Consider the following 21198-nt stretch of genomic DNA (forward strand, 5'->3'; position numbering starts at 1 on the left):
ATATAAGTGAGTAAAAAATTAAATATTAGCGACCTAGAAGCCAGCGATGTTATAAAAGACATGGCAGATATTTTAAACATTAACTACGATGTTAATAATAACGAATATTGTTTAAAAATTCCTAAAAAAATAGGGTCTGGTTATATTAAGGCTACCTGTTTTGATAATGGCATAGGTGTTTTAGAGTCTGATTATATTTTAAAAAAAGAATTACATTTTGAGCTTAAAAAGGGCATAGTACACCCACTTAAAATCATGTTTTGCAGAGAGTCTTATTTTGAACATGAGTTTACTGAGGATAATGATACGCACACTATTAGCAGATTAGAAAGTGTCATGCTATCTAGCACACCAACTAATAACCATATTTTTAAAATACCTGCAAATACTCAAATTTGTATTTTTAGTATAGAAATAAATAGAAAATCATTTGAGGAAAAAATTGAAGCATTTATTGCTAATATGAATGATGAACTTGTTAATGTTTTTAGAGATTTAAATGGTATTAATAAGTTTTATTATAAAGGACACTATAGTTTAGAAATTGCCAAATTTATAGAAGAATTTACAGATTGTGACTTGGAAGAAGATTTTATGAAATCTGTTTTTCTTGAAGGTAAATGTTATGAAATACTTATCCATTATTTACAACAATATCTTGATGATTTAAATACTCCTGGAAAACGAAAAATATTACGACAATCTACCATTGAAAGTATTGAAGAAGCTGTACAAATTATAAAAAATGAAATTGCAACTATTGACAGTATTACAGTGCTTTCTAAACGTGTTGGCTTAAACCAAAATACATTACAAAGCGGATTTAGACACCTTTATAACTCCTCTGTAAAAGAATACATTAGAAACCACCGTATTGAAAAAGCCAAAGAACTTCTAGAAAATTCAGACTTAAATGTTACAGAAATAACCTATAAAATTGGTATTAATTCTAGAAGCTACTTTTCTAAAGTATTTAAAAAACGTTATGGCATTACCCCTAAAGCTTATTTAGATAAATCTAGACATAACAAATCTGCATAAATACCTTTATTTATTTTTTTAAAATCATCCATAAGTGTTAAAAATAATGCCTTAAAGTGTTATTTTAAATTTCATAAGTGTTAATCCATTTTTAGCATTCATAAGTTATTTGTATTCCAAACTTTAAAATTAAAAAGGATTACCTAGGAATGCACCTATTACATATAAAAAACACAAGTACTAAAGATACAATACTACAATTACAACAATACTTTAAAGGCAATTTAACAGAGGCTTATGGTGAGTATACTTTAATATTTAATAATGCACTTGGAACAGGTGTTATAAGGGGTATTGATTTTGACTGGGGCTTATCGCTTATAGATTTTAATATAAACCTTGTAGAGGTTGCTAAAATCACTTTTGAAAATAATGACAGAAAATTGGTTGAGTTTATTTTTATTTCTGAAGGTTATTTAGAGTTTAGCGAAGATGAAAATGCTACAACTTTTATGAATTTTGAGCGTTATCAAAACATTATAATCTCTAGTAAAATAAAATCTAAAAAAGTTTTTGTTTTCCCTAAAGAAACTCAAATTAAAGTTAATATTATTCAGTTAGATACTATTAGTTACAAAGAAAAGAAAAACAACAATTTAAGTTATCTAGACAAAGCACTTAAAACTGTGTTTGAAAGTCAAAACGAAGCCCTTTCATATCACCACCTCGGAAATTATAATCTTAAAATAGCAGATAAAATAAAACAGTTGGATAGTACTTATCATGAAGGTATTATAAAAACATTATCTATAGAAGGGCAATTAAATTTAATTATGGCAATGCAATTGCTTGAACATAAAAACTTTCAATCTACAGACCCCTTAACAGATTCCTTATCGAAAGAACACATTAAAAAAATTCAAGAACTATCTACTTATATAACAGATAATATGTCAGAGCCTTTATCGATAGCCGCCCTCTCTAAACGATCTGGATTGGGAGCAAAGAAACTACAATTAGGTTTTAAGGTGCTTTACTCTAAATCTGTAAATGAATATATAAGAGATTTAAAGCTAGAAATATCTAGAGATCAATTGAAAAATTCCGATTTAACAATCTCAGAAATTGTGTACTCTGTAGGCTATAAAAGTAGGAGTTATTTTAGTAAAATATTCTATGAACGCTATGAGATTTTACCAAAAGACTACAGAAACAAAATTAAAAGAAACTAATTTACATAGCTTTAGGGATATTGTTGTAATTTACTGGATGCAAAGCAGAATCAAAATCTACGCCTAGTTTATGAAACTCTTTAGCAATAGGATGCGCTTTAAAAGCCAATTGAGGAGCAGTATTAACTACTGTAGTAACGATTTCTTCTGTAGCATTAAAATCTAACCACTTTTCTCGATTAAACTTATCGAGTACTACTGGCATTAAAATATTAGAATTATGAATCTTTTTAATAAAAGAATTTGCCTTAGAAACAATTAAAGAGCATGTTATAAAACCATCATCTAACTCGTTAAAAATACCTGCAATAGCAAACGGTTCGTTAGATTCTTGATGCACATAATATGGGTATAAATCTCCATCGTGTAAATAATAAGTAAAAAAACCAGTAACGATAACTATACAACGCCGGTGCATTAAAGCTTTAGCATACTTTTCGTCCTCTTTAATAACATCTAAACTTACATTTAATGTATTTTGTACATTCTGAAAATGTTGCCAATCATCTTGGTATGTTTCTGGCAATATTCCCCAAATAGCTAAAGAAATTTGCTGCTTATTTAGCATTGTAATTATAGCTACAGACGACTCTGTTAAACCATCTATTACCGGTGATTTTTTATGTAGTTTTGGATACTTAAAGGACGCATTAAATGTTTTCTCTATTGCTGTTTTATTGGCAGTATTGGATATTCTGTAACACATCTTCTTGTTTTTTGTGTAAAATTCTAAAATAGATAAGGTATTTTTTAACTATAAACAATTAAATGCTAACGCATATGAAATAATAATACAATCCATAAAACCCGATTATGTTATACTAATTCTTTAAAACGGCAAACGCAATAGAATTGGGCACTTACCTTTAACATATTATAAACAAATTTTAGAGATCTATAGTTTAATATATGTTAACTACTAACCAGCATAATGCAGTAATTTCAAACCTTAATACATTTAAAGATTACTTAGGTGGTGATATTGAAACAATTAACGGTATTAACACTCTAAAATTTAATAATTTAAATGGAAAAGGATGCATTCGTCATTTAGGTTTCGAGAATGGATTAGCATCCATTATTATAAACACATCACTTACAAAACACTTAACTTTTTATTTAAATAATTTAAAGGTTAACACTCTAAATTTTATTTTTTGCTTAAAAGGCAGTTGCTCTCATACTTTTAAAAACTCTACTACAATTAAAAAGCTAGATGGATTACAAACCGCTTTAAGTAAAAGCAATACGTACGCAAAAGGCATGATTATTATAGAGCCAAATGTAAAAACAACAATTAATATTATTACTATTAATGAGGCTATCTATTTTAAAAGCAACTCTAATGCTGAGCACCTACAAAAAACAAAACTTTTAAATTTATTAGATAGCTTAAACTCAAAAAAACACCCTTTTTATCATGGTAATTATAGCTTAAAGATTGGAGAACACGTAAGAGCGCTTCTTAATACCAATACAGATTGTGCACTTACCGAATTAATACGGTTTAAAGGAATTAGCTACTTTATACTAGCCAATCAAATCGAATTAATTTATAATGAATCCATAAAAACAGTAAACAAATCGACACTTACCAGTAGAGAGTTAAAGAGGATAGCCTCTATTAATAACGTAATAAAAGTAAACCCTGAAGAACCATACACTATAGGTATGCTATGCAGCATTACAAGATTATCGCCTGCCAAATTACAAGAAGGTTTTAAAATTTTAAATAATCGTACAGTAGCAGACTATATTCGCCATATTAGACTAGCAAAAGCAGAAAACCTAATTAAAACGACAGATTTAAACATCTCAGAAATTGTATATTCCATTGGTTTTACAAGCCGAAGTTATTTCTGTAAAATATTTAAAACAGAATATGGTTGCAGCCCAAAACAATATAAAAAAAAGGTAAATTATGCTAGAGTTTTAAACTTAAAGCACATAAAAAAAGACCATATTTGAGATCTTTTTTTATTTAATTAAGTTAAAAAAAAAGATTTTTGTATTCAGAAAAAAAATATCTTTGACATTATGACTGAAATAAATATAACTGCCGAAAGTACAGAAGGTACTGTTAAGCAAATTCGAGATGTTATTGGTGGGCATATTGAAGAGCGTTGGGGGGAATATGTTTTAACCGTAGATAGTGATTTAGCTAAAGGAAACATTAGGTTTATTACTTTTGATTGGGGTGTAAATCTATTAGAATACGATATTACATTCTTTGACGACATTACGTTAATTATGGATGCTTCAAACTATAACCCCATCCACTTTACGTATTGTTTAAATGGGTATTGCAGTCATAAATTTGGGTTTCAGAAAGAAGCAAAAACGATAGAGCAATTTCAGTCTGTAATTATTACTAGTAGGGATGGCGGCTACAACTATGGTTATTTCTCTAAAGATGTTAAGTTGGAGATTAATGTTATTCAAATTATAAGAAAAGAATACCTTAGAAAACGCCTTAACAATGTATCCCAACTCAATAAAAAATTATACGAAGTATTCTTAGACAAAGATCATGAAAATGTTTTTTCCTATTTTGGAAGTTATAATTTAAAAATGGCAGATGTTATTGGTAAGCTGCGTAGGGTAAAGCAAAAAGGCATGATACGAATACTAAAAATTGAAGGTATGGTGTATCAAATTCTATCTATGCACATACAGCAGCATGATATTGCCGTTAAAGGAAAGAAAGTAGAAACCAACTTACTTAAAAGCGAACTTAAAATAGTTAGAAAAATTTCTAAAAAAATCCTAAAAAATGTGTCTTACGAATATACTTTAGATCAATTATCTGAAGAATCTGGCTTAACACAGGCAAAACTTCAGGAAGGTTTTAAAATTCTATATGCTAGAACTGTTACAGAATATATAAGACACGTAAGGCTCGAAGCAGCCAGAGATTATATTAACACTACAGAGCTTAATGTTTCTCAAATAGTTTATAGTGTAGGCTTTAGTAGTAGAAGCTATTTTTCTAAAATATTTAAAGCAAAATATAATATTAGCCCAAGTGACTATTTAAAGGCAAAAAGAACAAAAACAGAAATTCCTGTAACATAATAGTTTTCCTGTAATTATTCTTTTTACCAAAAAAAGTTAAATCGTTATATTAAATTAGGCTTGCATTTTAAACGAAATTGCAAAAGCAAGTACCGAAATAACAATACCAGCCATAAATATGGTATAAGTGATTCGTAGTATTCTATATTTAGTGTTTAAAACAACCCCTAAAAAATACAGGTCCTTACTAAGACTACTGTAAATATAATCTTTGTCTTTTAGCATTTCTCCCAAGGCCCACTCAAACTCTCCAAGTTTCATTTTATGAAAATTCCCAAAAAATAAAAGGTTAACTTTTTTATTCTCTACATCCTCTTTAGTAAACTCACCTCTTGTAACATTTGGTCTTGTAGCAATAATGGACATTATAACCGACGCTACACTAAAAATAGTAAATATAATCGTTGGAATAATCATATAATCGTTGGAAGGGTTATCTAATTTAGAGATTAAATTAGATAGTACTAAAGAAATAATTATTGCATTTACAGATAATAATATATTAGCCTTTGTATCTGCGATATCACTTAATTTAATATGATTTCTTAAGGCAACTCTAAACAGTGTTTGTACCCCACGCTCAGAACTTTCACTTTTATATTTAACTTTATACTTAGCTTTTAATTCTTCCTTTTGGTCTTTAGACTGTTGTTTAAGTTTAGACTTCATTAATTTGGCTAAGTTCTTTTTTTTCACTTTACCCCATTTTTTCTTAGCATAATCGGTATAATACCTATGCTTTTTACTCAACATTTTTATATTCTCTTTACGCCATGCTTTGGCAGAATATACTTTAATGTCTTGCAATTCTAATTCAGTCCTTAGTAATTCGCTAACTTCTATAAAATACTTTTTCCCAAAATGCGAAGAATCGGCATCTTTTATAATTTCTTCAAGTTTGTTTTTAGGCTCAACACCTAATTTTGTTACCATAATACATGCATTTACAGCATTTATAGTGTCTTGCTTTACCCCCTGTTCTTTAAGAAATTCAGTGGCTAATTTAACACTCTCTTCTTCATGCCCCACTCTAGTATTAATATAACCTATATCGTGTAATAGTGATGCTAAAAGTAAAATTTCTGACTCTATAGCATTAATCTCTGAATTATCTATAATTTCTTTTGTACTTTCACATACACGTTTTGTATGTTCATAATTATGGTAAGTAAATGTGTTTGATAAATTTTCAGAAAATAAATCAAATACAAATTGGTCAGTAATTTCAATTATTTTAGACATATTTGCGCTATAATTAGTGAATTAATAATAATCACAAAGATATAATATGCTTAGAAACAGACTGACTTTAATCATTTTAATATGTGCTTTTTTCACAAATTGTGCTTCGCATAAGCTTCAATATAAGGATGAAACCTATAGTAAAGCGCAATTACCCTCAAAAGAAATTTACACCACATTTTATCTTATTGGAGACGCAGGGAAATCTCCTAAAAATGATTTATCTACTGGATTAAGAATATTTCAGAAACACATTTCTAAAAAAAGTACAAAAAAAGATTATGCTTTATTTTTAGGCGATAACATATACCCATCTGGGCTACCTAATAAGGATGCTAAAGGACGAGATTATGCCGAGAACCATTTAAATGCTCAAATAAAATCTGTTGAAAATTTTAAAGGTAAAACTGTTTTTTTACCAGGAAATCATGACTGGTATGCCGATGGTGTTAAAGGTGTTAAACGCGAAGAAAAGTATATTGAAGATGCTTTAGGAAAAAATACATTCCAACCAGAAAATGGATGCCCTTTAGAAAGTATAGATGTTGGTGATAAAGTTCAACTCATTGTTATAGATACACAGTGGTACCTAGAAAACTGGAATAAAAACCCTACAATTAATGATGATTGCGAAATAAAAACCAGAGAGCGATTTTTAGAAGAGTTAGAAGGCGAACTAAAAAAAGCACAACACAAAAGAGTTGTTTTTGCAATGCATCACCCTATGTATACTAATGGCTTACACGGTGGGTTTTATTCTGCTAAAAAGCACCTCTACCCTACTCAATCTAAAATCCCATTTCCTATTTTAGGTTCATTAATAACACAAATTAGAACTCAAGGAGGAGTATCTATTCAAGATAGATATAATGAGCGCTATAACGAATTAATGAAACGAATAGAAACCCTAGCACTAGAATACGATAATATTGTATTTGCATCTGGGCACGAACACAACCTACAATACATAGAAAACAATTCTATTAAGCAAATTGTATCTGGTTCTGGCGCAAAAGAAGCTGTTGTTGCATTAAGTAACAATGGATTATTTGCTTACGGAAAACAAGGTTTTGCAGAATTAAATATTTATAAAGACGGTAGTGTATGGGTAAGTTTTTATGGTGAAGACAATAACAACCCCAAATTACTATTTAGAAAAGAAGTACTCCCAAAAACCAGAGAAGTTTTTAATACAGATGTACTTCCCGATACGTTCCCCAATACCATTGAGGCCTCAATATACACCAAAGAAGAAACAGAAAAATCTGGCTTCCACGAAGTACTATTAGGTAATCGTTATCGCGATTTATATAGTACAAAAGTAAAAGTACCAGTAGCAACCTTAGATACGTTATATGGTGGGCTAGAAATTGTGCGTGCTGGTGGTGGACATCAAACCCGATCCTTACGATTAAAAATGAAAGATGGTAGAGAGCTAAACATGAGAGCGCTTCGTAAAAGCGCTACCCAATACTTACAATCTGTTTTGTTTAAAGAAACCTATGTAGACGATGCTTTCGACAAAACTTATATAGAAGACCTTATTTTAGATTTTTATACGGCAGCACACCCATACGCATTTTTTGTAGTTCCAGATTTATCAGATGCCGCAGGCGTATACCACACCAATCCACGATTATTTTATATCCCAAAACATAAACACTTAGGAGATTATAATACCGATTATGGAAACGAATTGTATATGATTGAGGAACGTCCAGAAGAAAACTATTCAGACGAAAGAAACTTTGGATATGCAGATGATTTAGAAAGTACTCATGATATCATTGAAAAAATTAGAAAAGACGAAAAATATAAGATTGATGAAAATGCTTATATACGTGCCAGACTTTTTGATATGTTATTAGGCGACTGGGATAGACACCAAGACCAATGGAGGTGGGCACAATTTAACCAAGAAAATGGAGATAAATTATTTAAACCCATTCCTAGAGACCGAGATCAAGTCTTTTCTAATTTTGATGGTGCTTTATTAGACCTTATGAGAACACTTTCTGGCTCTACAAAACAACTACAAGTTTACGATGCAGAATTAAAAGATGTAAAATGGATGAATAAAGCTGGATTAAAACTAGATAAAGTTCTAATACAACAGTCTGGAAAAGATGTTTGGTTAAAACAAGCAAAATACCTTCAAGACCATGTTACAGATGCCATTATAGCAAAAGCTTTTTCTAAAGTTCCTAAAGAAGTAAGAGGGACTACTCTAGCAGAAATTCAAGAACACTTAAAAGGCCGTAGAGCAAACATTGTAGACATAGCAGAACGCTATTATAATTATTTAAATGAATTAGTAATACTTACAGGAACAGATAAAGACGATTTTATTGAAATTACTAGAATTGGAGACAATGAAACGCATGTTAAAATCTCAAGAATTAAAGATGGAGAAAAAGGAGAAGTTATTGTAGATAGAACCTTTAGCAAAAAAATAACAAAAGAACTTTGGATTTATGGCCTAGATGATGAAGATGTTTTTGAAGTAACAGGAAAAGCAAACAACCCTATATATATTAGGCTAATTGGGGGGCAAAACAATGACACTTACCGTATTAAAAATGGTAGACGTATTAGAATTTACGATCATAAATCTAAGAAAAATACTATTGAAGAAAATAAAGGAGCAAAAGAAGATCTATCAGATACTTACAACAATAATATATTCGATTTTAACAAAAACATTATTAAGTCTGGCTCTATAACGCCTAGATTTGGCTACAATCCAGACGATGGTTTTTTACTAGGAATTAGTAAAATTTCAACTAAAAAAGGGTTTCACCGCAATCCATTTACTACACAACATAAAATTAATGCTGGTTATTATTTTGCAACTGGTGGATTCAGTTTTGATTACAAAGGGGAATTTGCCAATTTATTTGGTGATTGGAACCTTCAAACCTCTGGAAGATTAACAACAGAGAATTTTTCTAATAACTTCTTTGGGTATGGTAACGAAACCATCAATAACGATGATGATTTAGACTTAGATTATAACAGAGTTAAAACCAGTATTTATGCAATAAGTGTTGGACTTACCAAAAAAGGAGATTTTGGTAGCGATTATGGTTATAAAATACTTGCCGAAGGCATTAAAATAGCAGATACTCCAGATAGATTTATAGAAACTTTTGCCCCATCTAATACAGATAATGGTTTTTATAAAAGACGCTTTTTTGTAGGGACAGAAGCTAATTTTAGTTATGAGAGTTTTGATGATAGAATTATTCCAACCCGAGCAATGACGTTTAAAACATCTATTGGTTTAAAAACAGAGCCAAGTGAAACTAAAAACACATTTGCACACTTAAATATGGATTTAGGGTTTTATAATGCCATATCTAAAAACAGAAAACTAGTGTTAAAAACAGACTTAAGATCTCAATTTAGATTTGGTAATGAGCTTGTGTTCTATCAAGCAGCAAATATTGGTGGAAAAAACGGATTAAGAGGCTATAGAACCGAGCGATTTACTGGGCAAAATGCTTTTGTAGGAAGTGCCGATTTAAGATACGCTTTTAATTCTTTTAAAACTAGCACGCTACCACTACAATTTGGTTTATTTATTGGTAGTGATACTGGTAGAGTTTGGGTAAAAAATGACACGTCTAAAAAATGGCATAATGACTATGGAGGAGGTTTTTGGGTTTCAGCAGCAGATTCAATTCAGGGGACTTTTAATTTCTTTAATAGTGATGAAGGGCTTAGGTTCTCGTTTGGGTTTGGTCTAAATTTTTAACCTAAGCATTAAAGGTTAAAACTATAAATGTTTCCTCCTTTAGATTTTCTTCGTTCATCAGTTATGTACAATAAACCATTGTTTTTGAAGCAAACACCTTCTTTTTGTGACTTATGTCCAAATTTTAATGCTTCAATTTTACCTGTAAAAAAATGATCGCCTTCAAAATCTGTTAACCTCCATATTTTATTATGATTAAGCAACACCACCGTTTTACCATCATTACTAATATCTGCCGATGTAACCTTATTTCTACCCCCTTTTAATTTAAATTTTGAAACTAATTTTGCTTCATGATTACCAATTTTGTTAGGCACACTTATTACTATAGATTTTTTATTTTCCTTACTAAAAATATAGAACTTATCGTTTAATAAAAAAAAGGCTTCAAAATCTTTAGATTTCATTTTTTTAGGAAGGGTAAAATCAATAACAGAAGCGGTTGTTGTATTGCTTGCCGTATTGACGCTTGATACTTTTAGTATTGAGAATTTTTTTCGCTTTTTAGAATTATTTCCAAAATCGCCAATATAAATATTCCCTTTAGAATCATGGGTTAAATCTTCCCAATCATTATTTTTAACGCCTTCTATTTTAATAGATTTTATAATATGTCCGTCTTTATCTAAGCCATATATTTTACTGGCATTCCCAGCATCTTCTATAGTCCAAAATAAGGAAGAGCCTTCTATCGTTTCAACAGCAGATACTTCTTTTAATTTATGGTCTATACCAGCAGTAACTTTTATTGTGTTGGTTTGACAAGAAATAAATGTAAAAGATAAAATAAGTATGAAGCTGAAAAAGTATTTCATTATGATTTTTTTTTAAATTAAATGTATTTTTAAAATTGAATACGAGTAGACTCTAAGTCAGGACTAAGCCTCTGAAATAATAGAATATTAGCAGCTGCATTATTTGTCTACTGTAATATTAGCTTAGCTATTAACTAGGCTAAATAATATTTAATACAAAATTAATTAAGAGACGCCCTGTTTATTAACGCATTTAAAGCTTTCATTAGCTCATTTAAAAACGCAACAATGGCATACTAAACAAGAATAAACAAATAAAATTATAATCCCTTCTGTTCTTTTAAAACATCTATTTGAGTCCTATTCTTTAAAGAGCAATCTCTGTAATATTTATAATAAAGACAATAAATTAAAAAACGCTTTTCAACCATTTCTCAATTTGTAAAATCTAAACAAAAATCATCTCAATTAAGATATTGAGATGATTTTTGTTATTCTCCTTATTTTACATTCATTGTCATTTCATGATCGTATTTACAGCACCCTGGCAAACCATTGTAGGCACTTAAATCTCCCATTACATTTTCAGTATCATAACCAGATGCTGCAATTGCTTTTTCAACAGTTTGGGCATTTGTTTTTGTAGCATCAAAAGAGATATCTATTTTCTTTTTCTCCTTATCCCAAGTGGCACTTGCAACACCATCAACATTATTCGCGGCTTTTTCGATGGTTTTTTTACACATTCCGCAATTGCCTCTAACTCCAAAACTAGCATTAGTGATTGCCATTTTAGTCTCTGATTGTTCAACGTTTGTAGTTGTTTTGTTATCAGATTTACATGCCGTAAACACCACAGTAGCAACTATTACTACACTAAACATTACTTTTTTCATCTTTTTAAATTTAATTGTTATTATTCTATTATTTGTTTTACCTCCCCGCAGGTTAGCATTGTTCTCCCAAAATAGGGATTGATTACTTTTGCTTCTTTACTTAACCAATACGCACCATTGTTGTTATCTGCCATTGGACAATATTGATGGTATACTTTTTCATTTATTCCAAATATTTCGATGGCTTTTGCTAAGTGTGATGATAAATGTTTGAAATGATTTCTTTGAGTTTTTAAATCTGAAATTTCAGAAATTGAAGTCACTGAAGATTTTATGTCACGTTCTAATAACATCCAGAGTTCATGAGCCTTAGTATCTGATAATAGTTTCATATCTACTTTGCCTAAATTATTTAGTAAACTTATTGCCCTTTTTGATGTGCTTTTTGAATCTTCTTTTACCAAAGCATCTTTTAAGCTAACATAAGCGTTGAAAACAACTTTTAACTGTTGTTTAAATTGCTCAGACACTTCCAAACGCTTATTAATATTAACTTCATTTCTTTCGTTTTTAGATGTACTATTACCCATTCCTAAATGACCTTCATGCCCCGTCATGGTTTTACCGCCTCCTTTATTCATCATAGACTTTTTACCTTGTAATTGTGCTGCGGCATCTACAGTAAATGTGCCGTTAGTTACAATTTCGTTTCCACTAAACAAGCCTTCTAAAACTTCATATTTATTACCTATTTGATTCCCTAAAGTAATTTCACGCATTTCAAAAATAGGCTGGCTTGGGTTTGTTTTTACATACACCACAGAGCGTTCACCTGTCCATAAAACAGCTGAAGCAGGAACTGTAACAGTTTGTTTATTTTTATTTTCTACACCATTTACTTTTGCAGTAACAAACATGCCTGGCTTAAAAACATTATTTTTATTATTGAGTACCACACGTAAGGTTACTGTTCTAGTTTTGGTATTTAAAACAGGGTCTATAAAATCTACTTTGCCATTAAATGCTTTGTTGGAATAAGCATTGGTTGTTACAACAACTTCTTGGCCTTTTTTAAACACATCAATCTTATTTTCATAGACATCGAAATTTGCCCAAACCGTATTTAAATTTGCTATTTTAAGTAAAGGCTGTCCTTGTTTTATAGCTTGCCCTTGTTCAACTAGCTTCTCTGTAACTGTGCCAGCAACGGTTGCATATACTGGAAAATTTTCTTTTATTTTTCCGGTCTTTTCAATTTGATTGATTTGTTTCTCAGAAAGCTTCCATAGTTTCAGTTTATTACGGACTGCTTTGTATAGTGCTGGTTGCGATTCTTTAAAAGAGGCTGCTGTTATTAATTCTTGCTGTGCTGCGTATAACTCTGGCGAGTATATGGTTGCTAACAGTTGGCCTTTTTTAACCTCTTCTCCAGTAAAACTAACATTTAAGTGTTCTATTCTGCCAGAAAAGTAACTAACTTGTACGGCATTTGCTTCTTCGTTTTCTACTATCTTCCCTGACAACTTTATATTATTGTCTCCAATTGTTCCTTTGCCAACAATTGTTGTTTGAATGTTTGCAAGAGCCATAGCATTTTCAGTGAGTTTAAATTGGTCTACTGCCAATCCTTCTGCATCTGCTTCTGCAGGAATTAAATCCATTCCGCATATAGGACAATCGCCTGGTTCTGGTTGCATAATTTGTGGATGCATGGAGCAGGTCCACATTTTATTGGTTTCTGCAACTTCATCATGTTTATGCGTTGCCTCCTTTTGTGATGAATTTCCAAATAATAACCACCCCAATAATAAACCAACAACTAATATTCCTGTGTAACTTATATATTTTTTCATTGTTTTAAACTTTAATTGTTCGTAATCGTAAGGCATTTGCTATAACCGAAACAGAACTAAAACTCATAGCTAATGCCGCTATCATAGGTGATAATAAAACTCCAAAGAATGGGAATAATACACCTGCTGCAATGGGCACTCCTAAGGTGTTGTAAATGAGCGCAAAAAATAAGTTTTGTTTAATATTCTTCATTACGGCATCACTTAAGTTTCTTGCTTTTACAATACCATGTAAATCGCCTTTTACCAAGGTTATCATGGCACTTTCAATAGCGACATCTGTTCCTGTTCCCATAGCAATGCCGACATCGCTTTTAGCCAATGCTGGCGCATCGTTAATACCATCGCCAGCCATAGCAACCACTTTTCCGTTTTCTTGTAGCTTTTCTACCACTTGTAGTTTATCTTCAGGTAGCATACTCGCTTTAAAATCTGCCAGATTTAGTTCGGAAGCTACTGCTTGTGCTGTATCGTGATTATCGCCTGTAAGCATGATAACACTTATACCTTTATCTTGAAGTGCTTTAATAGCTTTGGCACTAGTTTCTTTTATTTTATCGCCAATAACCACATAACCAATAACACTAGTATCTATTGCTAAATAAGACACCGTTTTACCTTGCTTTTGGTAGGTTCTAGCTTCTTCCTTCATTTTAGATGTTATGTCTGCTTTAACATATTCCATCATTTTAGGGTTTCCTAATCCTATTTTCTTACCATCTATTGTAGCTTCAACACCTTTTCCAGTAACTGCACTAAAATCTTTAGACTGTAAAACTTCTACATTCTGTGCTTTTCCATATTTAACAGTAGCTTCTGCCAGAGGATGCTCGCTATTACTATTTAATGAAACGATGTACTGCAACACTTTCTCTTTACTAAAACCATCATTAAAAGTTCCTACGGTTTCTACAGTTGGTTTACCTTCGGTTATAGTCCCTGTTTTGTCTACAATAAGTGTGTTTATCTTATCCATTTTTTCAAGGGCTTCGGCATTTTTAATTAATACTCCGTTTTGCGCACCTTTACCCACGCCAACCATTACAGACATTGGTGTTGCCAACCCTAATGCACACGGGCATGCAATGATTAAAACGGCAATGGCATTGACCAGCGCATACACGTAAGCGGGTTCTGGTCCCCAAATAGACCATACAATAAAGGTGGCTACAGATATGATAACTACCACTGGTACAAAATATCCCGAAACTTTATCTGCTAATTTCTGAATAGGTGCACGGCTTCTACTAGCATCATTGACCATGTGAATAATTTGAGATAGTAAGGTGTCGCTTCCTACTTTCTCTGCTTTCATTAAAAAGGATTGATTTCCGTTGATGGTTCCGCTACTTACTTTATCATCTTTAGTTTTATTTACTGGAATTGGCTCTCCAGTAATCATGGATTCGTCGATGCTTGTATTACCTTCGGTTATTACACCATCTACAGGAATTTTATCGCCTGGTTTTACTTTAAGGATATCGTTGAGTTTTATCTCGTCTATACTAACTTCAATCTCTTTACCATCTACAATTTTCTGTGCTTTATTTGGTGCTAATTTTAATAATTCTTTTACTGCAGAATTTGTTTTACTATGGGCACGAGCTTCTAATAATTGCCCTAAAAGCACTAATGTTAATATTACCGTTGCTGCTTCAAAATAGACATGTACGGCTCCCGATTGGGTTTTAAATTGATTTGGAAATATCTCTGGAAATACCATTCCAAAAACACTAAATAGCCACGCTACTCCTGCTCCAATACCAATAAGTGTAAACATATTAAGGTTCCATGTTTTAATACTTTTATAAGCCCGTTCAAAGAACATCCAAGTGGCATAAAAAACCACAGGAATGGATAGTACAAACTGTACCCAATTCCAGTATTTCTGCTCCATTATATTGTATAACGGGTTATTATTGAGCATTTCGCTCATTGCTATTAAAAAGATTGGTAAGGTGAATACTGAAGCTATCCAAAACTTTTTTACTAATTTTTTATAGGTCTTTTCTTCTGCTGAAAGGTCGGGTTGCAGGGGTATTAAATCCATCCCACAAATAGGGCACGCCCCTGCTTCGTCTTTAACAATTTCTGGATGCATTGGGCATGTCCATTGCGCCTTTGAGATTACCGATAAGTTTTGCTCTTCTACCAAATCCATTCCACAAACTGGGCAATCGCCAGGTTTGTTATAGGTTTTATCGCCTTCGCAGTGCATAGGGCAATAAAATGTGCCTGTTCCTATTCCTTTAGGTTGTTTTTTCTTTTTATCTTCAGAATGTTGATGATGCTCTCTTTGTTTATGGATACTGTATCTATCTCCATCATTTTTTAACGCTTTCTGAAATGTTTCTATGGGTATATGCGATTCCATTTCAATAGTAGCTTCTGCCTTTTCTAAACTAACTATAGCTTTTGTAACACCTTCTACTTTAGAGAGCGTTTCTTCTACGTGACTACGGCAACCATTGCAAGTCATTCCGTGTATATGATAGGTGTGTTTCATTATTGTTGGGTTAAATAATTAATTATCGTGGTTTCTATATAATAGGTCTTTACCGATTTAATTTGGTTTATTTGAAACTTCAATTGCAGTTCTTGAATATCCAATACATCGTTAAAATTAATAGTTCCAGTTTCATAACTTTTAACTAAAATTTGCTCTGCATCTTTGGCTTGCTTTAAGTTTCTGGTTTGTGTTGTATGGCTTATTCTTGCAGCAATGCGTTCATTAATAGCTTTATCTAATAGTGTCTCTAGAGTATTTATACGTTCTTGTTTTTGGTAATAAATTTCTTGTTGTTTCAACTTATTTTGCTTGGTAATGGATTTATATTTTTTGTTGAAAATTGGTATGGATACCGAAACCATTGGCATTACAATATCTTTTCCGTTATCTAAAAACTTCATATTAGGTCTTTCGGAAACATTGATGTAATCTAATCCAAAACCAATCATTGGGCTACTCTCTTTTTGGTTTAACAATTCTGATTGTTCTATGGATTGGTAGAGTTTATCAAATTTCAACAACTCTGGATGTAATGCTAAATTTTCAGTAGCGATTTCAAAGTCTTCTGAAGGTATCATTAAACGATCTACTACAGTAACTGCAATATCATTTTCCCTGTTTAAAAAATTATTAAGATGAGTTTGTTCTGCTAAATACTGTTGCTTTAAAACGTCTTTTAGTTGCTGTATTTCATTTTGACGCATTTGCAATCGTAATACATCTACTGCTGATGCTTTACCGACTTCTACAGAGGTTAACGCCATAGTTTCATACGTTTTTAACAGCTCGATGTTTTCTCCTAATACTTTTTGTTTTGCTTTGTTAGCATATAGTTTATAATAGGATTGAGATACCGAAGCCATTAATTTTCGTTTGGCAATAACAATGTCTTCATATTTTGCATCTGCTAACGAGCTCACATAATTTTTACGTGATGTTATTGTACCAAACCATGGTAACATTTGTTTGGCAGATACTTTAAAACGTTGTGCTCCCGTTCTCGTTTCTGGTTCGCTTATAAAATACCCGACACCAAATTCGGTATTTGGAAGTGTGTTAACTTCTTCTACTTTTTCTGAAACTCTTTTATATTGTAGTTCAAATTTTTGAATTTCAGGATTGTTCATTAATGCTTCATCAATTAGGGTTTGCAATTGTTGTGCATTTCCTTTAAGAAAAAAGAAACAAAGGCCTAGAGTCAAGACTAATTTTATATTCAATTTTAAATATTTCATTTTGTTCTTTTTTTAAGTTGAATTTCTGCTTTCCAGCTATATAAAACAGGGACTACAAATAGGGTAATTAAAGCGATAAGCATTCCGCCAAAACTTGGTATGGCCATAGGTATCATAATATCGCTTCCTCGACCTGTAGATGTCAACACTGGCAGTAATGCCAATATGGTAGTTGCTGTTGTCATTAGGCAGGGTCTAATTCGTTTTTCTCCTGCTTCAACAACCGATGCTTTCACTTCTTTTATGTTTTGTGGTGTGTTTTTGTTAAACGTTTGTGTTAAATAGGTTGCCATTACAACACCATCATCCGTTGCAATACCAAAAAGAGCAATGAAACCAACCCAAACGGCTACACTTAAGTTAATAGGGTGCATTTGGAACAAGTCTCGAAGGTTTTCGCCAAAGAAATTAATGTTTAAAAACCAGTTTTGGCCATATAACCAAATCATGATAAAACCTCCTGAAAATGCCACAGCTATACCTGTAAACACCATTAAAGATGTGCCCACCGAACGAAATTGAAAATACAGGATTAAAAAGATAATAGCCAATGCTAAAGGCACGACAACAGATAAGGTTTTTTCTGCCCTCAGTTGATTTTCGTACGTTCCTGTAAATTGGTAGTTAATACCTTTTGGCACAGTCAATTCGCCAGAATCTATTTTATTTTGAATGAGGTTCTGTGCATTCTCAACTACGTTAACTTCTGCAAAGCCATCTAATTTATCAAACAATACATAGCCTACTAGAAAAGTGTCTTCACTTTTAATAACTTGCGGGCCTTGCTCGTAACGAATGGTTGCCAATTCACTTAAAGGCACAGGGCTTCCTTTTTCTACGGGTACATAAATCTGTTTTAAATCGGTTGGGTTTGCTCTTAATTCTCTTGGGTAACGTACACGAACGCCGTAACGTTCTCGTCCTTCAACGGTTTGAGTTAACACCATTCCGCCAACAGCAACTTTTAAAACGCTTTGCACATCATCAATAGATATACCATAGCGTGCTATTTTCTCTCTATCTATATCAATTAACAGATAGGGTTTACCAACAATTCGGTCTGCAAAAACAGCTTCTTTTTTAACACCTTCTGCTTGCTTGATGATAGTTTCTAATTGCACTCCAAAGGCTTCAATTTGTTTTAAATCTTGTCCTTTTACTTTAATTCCCATTGGTGCACGCATTCCTGTTTGAAGCATTACCAATCGGGTTTCTATAGGTTGTAGCTTGGGTGCAGAAGTAACGCCAGGTAGTTTTGTTACTTTCACGATTTCTTTCCAGATATCGTCTGGAGATTGTATTTTGGGTCGCCAATTACGATAGAATTCACCGTTGTTATCTTCTATTAATTGAGATTTTTCTATTGTTGTTAATACAGTATTTTCAGTAGTATTAGGGTTTGCAACAGTACTTCCTTCTTTCAACTCAAATAATCCTTCATCATTTACTTTGTAACGTTGGCGTTCTCCTTTTTTATTCAGCATATATTCTGGCTTGTACTGAATGATGTTTTCATACATTGATAATGGTGCGGGGTCTAATGCCGACTCTGTACGCCCAGCTTTACCAACTACGGTTTTAATTTCTGGAATACTAGCAACCGCCATATCTAACTGTTGTAGTACACGTTTATTTTCTTCTACTCCAGCATGCGGCATAGAAGTTGGCATTAATAAAAATGAGCCTTCGTTTAACGATGGCATAAATTCCTTGCCTGTATTTTTCATAATGAAAAACCCAACTATAACTATGGTTGTTGGTATGGATAGGAATAATAACTTGTTATTTAAACACCATCTTAAAATACGTGTGTAGAATTTGATGAATAATGAGAAAATTCCTAGCAAACCAAAGCAAACAATTCCTACAAAAATGAGGTTCCAAAAGATGCTTTTATCTACACCTAATGGTCTCCAATATTCGGCTAAAAGGACAACTATAGCTGATGCTGAAATAGTAATATTAATGAGGTTTGTTTGTTTCTGTGTTATTCTTTTTTGAAGATTAAAAAGTGCCGTACCGCCAAAGGCTATTAATATTAATCCTAACCAGTAACTGTAAGCTATAGCAACAATCCCTAATACTATTAAAACACTATTTAAAACATACTTAAACTGTGATTTAATACTTTTCTTTCTGAATAAATAGGCAGCAAATGGCGGAATTAAAAATAATGCTACGATTATTGATGCTGTTAATGCAAAGGTTTTTGTATAGGCTAATGGCCTAAACAATTTACCTTCTGCACCAATCATTGTAAATACAGGAATGAAACTGATAATTGTTGTCATAACGGCAGTAACTATGGCACCAGATACTTCGGCTGTAGCGTTGTAAACTATTGTATTAATGGATAGTGTTCCATCATCTTCGTCCAAATGCCTAATGATGTTTTCTGATAGTATAACACCGACATCTACCATAGTACCAATAGCAATAGCAATACCTGATAATGCAACAATATTAGCATCGACTCCAAAGAGTTTCATAGCAATAAATACCATTAAAACTGCAACAGGTAATAGTCCAGAAATTAATACTGAAGCGCGAAGGTTAAAGACCATAATGATAATAACCAAAATGGTAATTAGTATTTCTAAAGTCAAGGCTTCATTAAGTGTACCTAATGTTTCTTGAATGAGTTCGGTTCTATCGTAAAAAGGAATTATAGTTACTTGCGAGGTGCTTCCGTTCGCCAATACTTTTGAGGGTAACCCTGCACTTAATTCGTTAATTTTAGCTTTAACATTGTTAATTACTTCCATTGGGTTTGCACCATAACGAGCCACTACAACTCCACCAACTACTTCTGCGCCTTCTTTGTCTAAAACACCTCTTCTGGTTGCTGGCCCCAAAGACACTTTACCAATGTCTTTTATTTTTATTGCTGCAAAATCTTTGGAAGTAACGACTGCATTTTCAAGGTCTGCAATAGATTTTACATACCCCAATCCACGCACTAAATATTCGGCTTGGTTAATTTCTAATGTTTGCGCACCTATATCTTTATTGCTTTCTTTTACTGCTTTTACAACATGGTGCAATCCTATATTATATTGACGCATTAATTCTGGATTTACATCGACTTGATATTCCTGAACATATCCTCCAATTGAAGCGACTTCAGACACACCACTTGCTGAGGATAATGCGTATTTAACGTAATAATCTTGAATGCTTCGCAGTTCGTGTAAATCCCAGCCACCTGTAACCTTGCCTTTTTCGTCACGACCTTCTAGTGTGTACCAAAATATTTGCCCTAAGCCTGTAGCATCTGGCCCCAATGCAGGGTTAACGCCTTCGGGTAATAAACTGCTGGGTAAAGAATTGAGTTTTTCTAGAATACGGCTTCTACTCCAATAGAATTCTACATCTTCTTTAAAAATAATATAGATGCTTGAAAAGCCGAACATAGAGGAACTTCGAATCGTTTTTACTCCCGGAATACCCAAAAGTGATGTGGTTAATGGGTAGGTAATTTGGTCTTCTATGTCTTGTGGTGAACGACCATCCCACTTGGTAAATACTATTTGCTGATTTTCGCCAATATCGGGTATAGCATCTACAGCGACTGGGTTACTTGGTAAAAAGCCTGTCTCCCAATTAAAAGGTGCATTGACTGTTCCCCACCCTATAAAAAGGGCTAGTAATAGTACTGCAACAAGTTTGTTTTCTATTAAAAATTTGATGCTTTTGTTTAGCATTGATTCTGATAATTAAATA

General features: G+C 32.4%; 13 protein-coding genes. 5 read left to right on the forward strand and 8 right to left on the reverse strand.

Going from position 1 to position 21198, the window contains the following annotated elements:
* The first annotated feature begins 6 nt into the window (after positions 1-6).
* Both ACVC08_RS13815 and ACVC08_RS13820 read left to right on the forward strand, forming a co-directional pair.
* On the forward strand, positions 7-1041 hold the full coding sequence (locus tag ACVC08_RS13815; RefSeq protein ID WP_452598373.1) for a helix-turn-helix domain-containing protein: 1035 nt from the start codon (positions 7-9) through the stop codon (positions 1039-1041).
* Positions 1042-1190: 149 nt separating this feature from the next.
* Positions 1191-2213 (forward strand): helix-turn-helix domain-containing protein, encoded by a 1023-nt coding sequence (locus ACVC08_RS13820; protein WP_452602456.1) that lies wholly within the window; start codon positions 1191-1193, stop codon positions 2211-2213.
* Position 2214: 1 nt separating this feature from the next.
* Here ACVC08_RS13820 and ACVC08_RS13825 read toward each other — a convergent pair whose 3' ends face one another.
* Positions 2215-2919, reverse strand: a complete 705-nt coding sequence (locus ACVC08_RS13825; protein WP_452598371.1) for an SOS response-associated peptidase — start codon at positions 2917-2919, stop codon at positions 2215-2217.
* 203 nt (positions 2920-3122) lie between these two features.
* On the opposite strand from ACVC08_RS13825, the gene ACVC08_RS13830 reads away from it, so the two are divergent.
* Together ACVC08_RS13830 and ACVC08_RS13835 are read left to right on the forward strand one after the other, a co-directional pair.
* Positions 3123-4181, forward strand: a complete 1059-nt coding sequence (locus ACVC08_RS13830; protein ID WP_452602457.1) for a helix-turn-helix transcriptional regulator — start codon at positions 3123-3125, stop codon at positions 4179-4181.
* Positions 4182-4250: 69 nt separating this feature from the next.
* A complete protein-coding gene (locus tag ACVC08_RS13835) occupies positions 4251-5288 on the forward strand; it encodes a helix-turn-helix domain-containing protein (protein ID WP_452602458.1) in 1038 nt (345 codons plus the stop codon).
* A gap of 54 nt (positions 5289-5342) precedes the next feature.
* Here the strand turns inward: ACVC08_RS13835 and ACVC08_RS13840 are convergent, their stop codons facing one another.
* A complete protein-coding gene (locus tag ACVC08_RS13840; protein WP_452602459.1) occupies positions 5343-6530 on the reverse strand; it encodes a Pycsar system effector family protein in 1188 nt (395 codons plus the stop codon).
* Between the two features lie 46 nt (positions 6531-6576).
* Here ACVC08_RS13840 and ACVC08_RS13845 point away from each other — a divergent pair, with 46 nt between their 5' ends.
* Positions 6577-10287, forward strand: coding sequence for a metallophosphoesterase (locus ACVC08_RS13845; RefSeq protein WP_452602460.1), 3711 nt, complete (start codon positions 6577-6579; stop codon positions 10285-10287).
* An 8-nt stretch (positions 10288-10295) separates the two neighbouring features.
* On the opposite strand, the gene ACVC08_RS13850 is transcribed toward ACVC08_RS13845, so the two are convergent.
* From ACVC08_RS13850 to ACVC08_RS13875, 6 genes are all read right to left on the reverse strand, one after another.
* Positions 10296-11102 carry an SdiA-regulated domain-containing protein gene (locus tag ACVC08_RS13850; RefSeq protein WP_452602461.1) on the reverse strand — a complete coding sequence of 269 codons (807 nt, stop codon included), beginning with the start codon at positions 11100-11102 and terminating at the stop codon, positions 10296-10298.
* A gap of 440 nt (positions 11103-11542) precedes the next feature.
* Positions 11543-11938: a heavy-metal-associated domain-containing protein gene (locus ACVC08_RS13855; protein WP_452602462.1), complete on the reverse strand. Its 396-nt coding sequence runs from the start codon at positions 11936-11938 to the stop codon at positions 11543-11545.
* 20 nt (positions 11939-11958) lie between these two features.
* Positions 11959-13731, reverse strand: coding sequence for an efflux RND transporter periplasmic adaptor subunit (locus ACVC08_RS13860; RefSeq protein WP_452602463.1), 1773 nt, complete (start codon positions 13729-13731; stop codon positions 11959-11961).
* A 4-nt stretch (positions 13732-13735) separates the two neighbouring features.
* Positions 13736-16237 carry a heavy metal translocating P-type ATPase gene (locus ACVC08_RS13865; protein WP_452602464.1) on the reverse strand — a complete coding sequence of 834 codons (2502 nt, stop codon included), beginning with the start codon at positions 16235-16237 and terminating at the stop codon, positions 13736-13738.
* Complete coding sequence (locus ACVC08_RS13870; RefSeq protein WP_452602465.1) at positions 16237-17475, reverse strand: TolC family protein; 1239 nt, start codon at positions 17473-17475, stop codon at positions 16237-16239. The genes ACVC08_RS13865 and ACVC08_RS13870 overlap by 1 nt, the downstream gene beginning before the upstream one ends.
* Positions 17472-21179, reverse strand: coding sequence for an efflux RND transporter permease subunit (locus tag ACVC08_RS13875; RefSeq protein WP_452602466.1), 3708 nt, complete (start codon positions 21177-21179; stop codon positions 17472-17474). The genes ACVC08_RS13870 and ACVC08_RS13875 overlap by 4 nt, the downstream gene beginning before the upstream one ends.
* Between the last annotated feature and the right edge of the window lie 19 nt (positions 21180-21198).

The organism is Pontimicrobium sp. MEBiC06410, from assembly GCF_053601615.1.